Origin of the sequence: Streptomyces sp. NPDC047453, from assembly GCF_040643155.1 — a bacterium.
Lineage (GTDB): Bacteria > Actinomycetota > Actinomycetes > Streptomycetales > Streptomycetaceae > Streptomyces.
In genome coordinates, this window is sequence record NZ_JBEYTS010000052.1 from 43,062 (window position 1) to 49,061 (window position 6,000).

At 71.2% G+C, this 6,000-nt stretch carries 4 protein-coding genes and 1 pseudogene; 3 read left to right on the plus strand and 2 right to left on the minus strand.

Annotated features, from left to right (window positions below; all coding sequences use genetic code 11):
* Positions 1 to 38: 38 nt before the first annotated feature.
* Positions 39 to 449 carry a DUF2809 domain-containing protein gene (locus ABZ818_RS31290; protein ID WP_361422013.1) on the plus strand — a complete coding sequence of 137 codons (411 nt, stop codon included), beginning with the start codon at positions 39 to 41 and terminating at the stop codon, positions 447 to 449.
* A 296-nt stretch (positions 450 to 745) separates the two neighbouring features.
* On the opposite strand, the gene ABZ818_RS31295 is transcribed toward ABZ818_RS31290, so the two are convergent.
* The gene (locus ABZ818_RS31295) at positions 746 to 1,336 is read right to left on the minus strand and encodes a malonic semialdehyde reductase (protein ID WP_361422004.1); all 591 of its coding nucleotides are present in this window, start codon (positions 1,334 to 1,336) and stop codon (positions 746 to 748) included.
* A 247-nt stretch (positions 1,337 to 1,583) separates the two neighbouring features.
* On the opposite strand from ABZ818_RS31295, the pseudogene ABZ818_RS31300 reads away from it, so the two are divergent.
* Positions 1,584 to 2,747: pseudogene (locus tag ABZ818_RS31300) on the plus strand (cellulose-binding domain-containing protein); the annotation flags it as partial.
* Positions 2,748 to 3,124: 377 nt separating this feature from the next.
* Here ABZ818_RS31300 and ABZ818_RS31305 read toward each other — a convergent pair.
* The gene (locus ABZ818_RS31305) at positions 3,125 to 4,108 is read right to left on the minus strand and encodes a helix-turn-helix transcriptional regulator (protein ID WP_361422007.1); all 984 of its coding nucleotides are present in this window, start codon (positions 4,106 to 4,108) and stop codon (positions 3,125 to 3,127) included.
* Positions 4,109 to 4,253: 145 nt separating this feature from the next.
* Here ABZ818_RS31305 and ABZ818_RS31310 point away from each other — a divergent pair, with 145 nt between their 5' ends.
* Positions 4,254 to 5,666 carry an aminopeptidase P family protein gene (locus ABZ818_RS31310; protein ID WP_361422010.1) on the plus strand — a complete coding sequence of 471 codons (1,413 nt, stop codon included), beginning with the start codon at positions 4,254 to 4,256 and terminating at the stop codon, positions 5,664 to 5,666.
* Positions 5,667 to 6,000 lie beyond the last annotated feature (334 nt).

The window sequence follows — 6,000 nt, forward strand, 5'->3', positions numbered from 1 at the left end:
GAGCGCGGGACATCCGGCAGTATGACCCCGTGCCCTCCCTGCCTGGAACCCAGGATCGCGCCGCAGGCGCCGCCGCCCCGGTGCGGATCCGCCTGGCGGCGGCCGCGGCCGCGGTGCTGACCGTCGCCGCGGGGCTGGGACTCAGGGCGGTGACGGCGGGGAGCGCGGGCAAGTACGGCGGAGACGCGCTGTACACCGTCCTGCTTGTGACCCTCGTCGTTCTGGTGGCGCCCAGGGTGACGCCCCTGACGGCCGCCGCAAGCGCGTTGGCCGTCAGTTGGGGGATCGAGTTCCTGCAGCTCAGCGAGGTGCCGGCGGAGCTCTCCCGGCGCAGTGCCGTCGCCCGCCTCGTACTCGGTTCCACCTTCAACCCGCCCGACCTGCTCTGGTATGCGGTCGGCGCGGCAGCGGGCTGGGTCGTCCTCACCGCGGTGAGGAGGGAGGCGTAGGGCCTGCTGGTGGCCTACGGAGGCTCCGCCGATCGGCCAGGGCCCAGCAGGCGAACGCGACCGCCCCCGCGACCGTGCACACGGACGGCCAGGCGCCCATGCTGCCGCGATGCGGCTGAGTCCGTCGTGCCTGGGAGACTCGGGCCGTGATCACCGCCGCCCCTTGGGCACCGGTCCCCGATCCGCTGCCGTAGGCGGCGGCGTCACGGTAGGCGAGTGTGGCGAGCATCGCGCCGGCTGCCGCAAGAAGCCCACGGGAGAACAGGGGCAGTCCAGATCCCCGTCGCCGAGCCGGCTCAGACCGTGGTGACGACCTGGTCGAACTCCAGACGAGGGGAGCGCGGGTACCAGGCGTCCTGGCCCGGCTTGCCGATGTTGACGACCATCAGAGGGGTGTGGTCGTCGTCCAGGAACTCCTTGCGGACGCCCTCGAAGTCCAGGCCGGTCATCGGACCGGCGGCGAGGCCCGCGGCCCGGATGCCGATGATGAAGTACGCGGCCTGGAGTGCGGAGTTGAGGGCGGCCTGGCTCTCCCGCACCCCGCGGTCACCGAAGACGGCGTCCTTGGCCTGGGGGAAGTGCGGGAAGAGGTGGGGCAGTTCCTCGTGGAACTCGTTGTCCGCGGAGAGGATGGCGACCAGGGGGGCGGTGGCGGTCTTCGCCTGGTTTCCCTCCGCCATGTGCTGGACGAGACGCTCGCGGGCCTCGGCGGAGCGGACAAGGGTGATGCGCAGCGGCGACTGGTTCATTGAGGTCGGGCCGTACTTGACCAGGTCGTAGATCGCCTGGACCTGCTCCTCGGACACCGGTTCGTCGGTGAAGGTGTTCGCGGTGCGGGCCTCACGGAAGAGGAGGTCCTGGGCGGCGGGGTCAAGAGCGAGCGACATGGGGGAACTTCCTCACAATGGGTGGTTGATCCCAGGGGATCGACTTGCGGCACCGACACTATGCCTTAGAAGTTCAAACTTCAACCAAAACCGGGCTGACGGTGATCAGCTTCACAGAGTGACGGCGCGCCGCGGCCGCCTTGGCCGTCCCGTGCATTGACAGTGCGCGGCCCTGGTCGCTGACATAAATGGGAGCGCTCCCATATTCCGCATCCTTCCCTCGGAGGCATACGTGCGCACTCCCCGCTTGCGATTACTGAGCCGGTCCTGGACGGCGGCCCTCGCGGCTGCCGGGTCCGTCGCCCTGCTGGTGTCCGGATTCATCGCGACACCCACCAGTGCCGCGGAGGCCGGCTGCCGGGTCGACTACACCGTGAACCAGTGGGCCGGCGGCTACACGGCCCAGGTCAAGGTCACCAATCTCGGCCCGGCGGTCAACAGCTGGCGTCTGACCTGGTCCCACGCCGACGGTCAGCGGGTGACATCGTCGTGGAACGCGACCGTCACCCAGACCGGCGCCTCCGTCGTCGCCGTCAACACGAGCTGGAACGGATCGCTGGCCACCGGCGGCTCCGCCGAGTTCGGTGTCCAGGGCACCTGGAGCTCGGCCAACCCCGCCCCGACCGACTTCGCCCTCAACGGTGTGGTCTGCGGCGGAACCGGCACCACCCCGCCGCCCACGACCCCGCCGACCAGCCCGCCGCCCACCACCCCGCCGCCCTCCGCCGACTGCGGCAGCGCCGTGGTCTGCTCGGGCTTCGAGGACCAGACCGGAACCACCCCCTCCGGTGCCTGGCAGTTCGCCACGCCCGACTGCCAGGGCACCGGAACCGCAGCAGTCGACACCTCCGTCGCGCACAGCGGCGGCAGGTCGCTGCGGATCGACGGCAGGGCCGGTTACTGCAACCACGCCTTCGTCGCCTCCACCGCGAACCTGTCATCGGTGGGGCCGGTGATGCATGTGCGCATGTGGGTGCGGCACACCACCGCGCTCCCCGCGGCCCATGTCACCTTCATCTCCCTGCCCGACAGCTCCCAGGGCGGCCGGGCGCTGCGCGTCGGCGGCCGGAACGGCGCCCTCCAGTGGAACCGGGAGACCGACGACGCCACCCTGCCCGCGCAGAGCCCGGCGGGCGTGGCGCAGAGCAGGCCGCTGCCGACCGGGAGCTGGCAGTGCCTGCGCTTCGCGATCGACACGACGGCGCCCAAGCTCGACACCTGGCTCGGCGACGAACAGATCCCGGGCCTGCACGCGGACGGCGTCCCCACCCAGGACAACGACCAGCAGTGGCTTGCCCGCACCACCCCGCCCCGGCCCACCACCCTGCGCCTGGGCTGGGAGAGCTACGGGACGGGCGACGACACACTCTGGTTCGACGATGTGGCCGTCGGCTCGTCCCCCATCGGCTGCCGACGGCCTGCGCGAGACCACCAGCGTGGACGGTGCGCCGGACGGAACCCCCTTCCGCCCCGACGCGCCGTCAGCGCCTTGCGCGGGGAGACCCGATCACCGCGGGGACGACTGTGGTGCGGTGATGGCCTCTGGCGTCTGCCTTTGATCTTGCGCAGTGCGCCGCCGCCCACTCCGGGGCAGGGTGATCCGGTCGACCAGCCCCTCGGCGCACATCCCGTGCGGGGGCGGGGTGCGCTGCCCGGCTGCTCCCGCCCCGGGGAGTTCAGGCCAAAGATGTGGGGGAGTGAGTGCCAGTCTCACTGTGCGGGGCCGGATGGGGCACGACGATCCGCAGTGCGCGATGGTCCGTGTGGGCTCGGGCCGGGGGCCGGCCGTCACAACCATCCGTTGCGCTGGGCCTGCAGAGCCAGTTGGAAGCGGTTCGCGGCGCCCAGCCGGGCCATCAGGACCTGCAGGCGGCGGAACAGCGTGCGGCGGCTGATTCCCAGCTCGCGGGCGATGACGTCGTCGCTCGTGCCGCTGGCCAGGAGCCACAGGAGACGGCGGTCGGTGGGAGTCAGACCGCCTGGGCGGGTCGTGCCACCGTGGAAGGGCAGAGCGTGCTGCCACGACTGCTCGAACAGCGCGATGAGGGCGGAGAGCAGACCGCACGGCTGCACGACCAGCATGGTGTTGTGCACGTCGACCTCTTTGATCGACAGTGACACCAGAGCGTACGCCTCGTCGATGATCAGGAGTTTGACGGGGACGGACGGCAGCACTCTGGCCTGCTCACCGGCATTGATGCAGGGTTCGATGACTTGTTCGAGGTGGTCCGGGCGTTCCAGCGACTCGCGGGAGTACACGACGCGTTGTGAGACCCCGCGGGCCAGCGTGGCCAGTGCGTCGTCGGCGGCACTGGCCACAGGGAAGTAGGGGGGCGACTCGAACTGCCGGATCTGGTGGCGGGCGCTGGCCCAGGCTTGCCGCATCCTGGGGCCGATGGCGTCGCCTGTGACGATCTCGACGAGGTGGTCGTTGTGGGCCGCGAGCCGCTGGCGCCGGAACGAATCGAAGGCGCCCGCGACCGCGATGCGGGATTTCTCGACCTCGGCCGCACGGCGCCGGGCGAGGACCTCGAGACCGGCCGCCGGAGCCACCGGCGCCACCACGTCCTCGTCCCTCTCGGCGGCACCGGTCAGGCCGGCGTCGACGAGCTCGCCGTACGCCGTGGCCAGGCCCGGGCCGTCCAGACCGGTCGCGACGGCGATGTCGCTCAGCGGCGCGGGGGCCAGCTCCAGCAGGGTGAGACAGACCCGGGCCGCCGTCTGACCGATGCCCAGGAGCCCCAGTGCATCGCCGAGATTCGCGTTCGTCATGAGCCGCATTATCGACGGCCGTGGCCGGCCAGGCGTGGCCGATCTGTGCCAGTGGCACCACTGGGCACCATACGTGGGCGCCGCGGGATAACGTCGCCGAGCCGTCGGCATGTGGCGGCGCTCGACTCCCAGGAAGGCGGACGCAGTGGCGAAAGGCCGCAAGAACGGTTTGTACTCAGGGATCTCCGAGGAACTGTCCGCGTTGATGCGGACGGGGTGGGCGGAGACCGAGAGGCGCGAGCTGACGCTCGAGGAGCAGGCCCCGTACGCGGCTGCGCGCCGGGCCGCGCTCTCCGCGCGCTTCCCGGGTGAACGGCTCGTGATCCCTTCGGGGAACCTCAAGGTCCGGTCGAACGACGACACCTACCCGTTCCGGCCGTACTCGGGCTACGTGCACATGACCGGCGACCAGGCCCGGGACGGTGCCCTTGTCCTCGAACCCCGTGCGGACGGCGGCCACGACGCCTACTGCTACCAACTCCCGCGGGACAGCAGGGACGACAACGAGTTCTGGACCGGTGCCACAGCAGAGCTGTGGATGGGCCGGCGCCGCTCCCTCGCCGAGGCGGAGCGCGTGCTCGGCCTGCCGTGCCGGGACGTCCGCACGGCGGCCGGCGAGCTGGCAGCCGCCTCCGGCACACCGACCCGCATCGTCCGCGGTATCGACCCGTCCCTGGAGGTCGCCGTCGCCACCGAGGCGGAGCGCGACGCGGAGCTGGAAGAAGCCCTCAGCGATCTACGCGTCGTGAAGGACGAGTGGGAGATCAAGGAGATCCGCTCGGCCGTGGACTCCACGGTGCGCGGATTCACGGACGTCGTCAGTGAGCTGTCGCGGGCGATCGCGACGTCCGAGCGGTGGATCGAGGGCACCTTCTTCCGTCGCGCCCGCCTTGAGGGCAACGCCGTCGGCTATGGCACGATCTGCGCCGCGGGCGAGCACGCCACGATCATGCACTGGACCGATAACGACGGACCGGTGCGCCCCGGGGAGCTGCTCCTGCTCGACGCGGGCGTGGAGTCGCGCACCCTGTACACCGCCGACGTCACGCGCACTCTGCCGATCGGCGGCACCTTCACCCCCGTCCAGCGCAGGGTCTACGACGCGGTGTACGAGGCCCAGGAGGCGGGCATGGCGGCCGTCAAGCCGGGCGCCGCGTATCGGGACTTTCATGAGGCGGCCCAGCGTTCCCTGGCGGCGCGGCTGGTCGAGTGGGGTTTCATCGAAGGGCCTGCCGACCGCGCGTACGAGTTGGGCCTCCAGCGCCGTTTCACGATGGCCGGTACCGGTCATATGCTCGGCCTGGACGTCCACGACTGCGCGCAGGCCCGGATTGAGGAGTACGTCGACGGCGTATTGGAGCCAGGCATGGTGCTCACCGTCGAGCCCGGCCTGTACTTCCAGCCGGACGACCTGACTGTGCCTCAGGAGTGGCGCGGCATCGGCGTACGCATCGAGGACGACCTGCTCGTCACCGCCGATGGTCACGAGAATCTGTCGGCGGGCCTGCCGCGGTCTGCGGATGAGGTCGAGGCGTGGATGGCCCGGTTCGCGGGCTGACCACATCGAGAACCGAGGCCCGGCCGCTCGCGCAGCTGCGCGCGTGGTGGAAGACGGGTGCGATCCTCATCTCCGGGGCGGCCGTCGACGTAATCAACTCGGTCCTCGAACGCGCCCGTGCCGCGGCCGTGGCAATCCAGCCGGACGTGCCGACGCGGCGCTGCCGATCGGCTGAAGGCCTGTTCGGCGGGCGCCCGTCGGCACGGACTCGGCAGGCTCCGCGTCGGGGGGGGGGGCGGGGTGGGGGGGCGCCCCCCGAGGTGAGTGGCCGGGGCGTGTTGCCCGCCCCGTCAGGTGTAGCACGCGGGCCCCCGGGTGGGAGGTGCGGGAACCC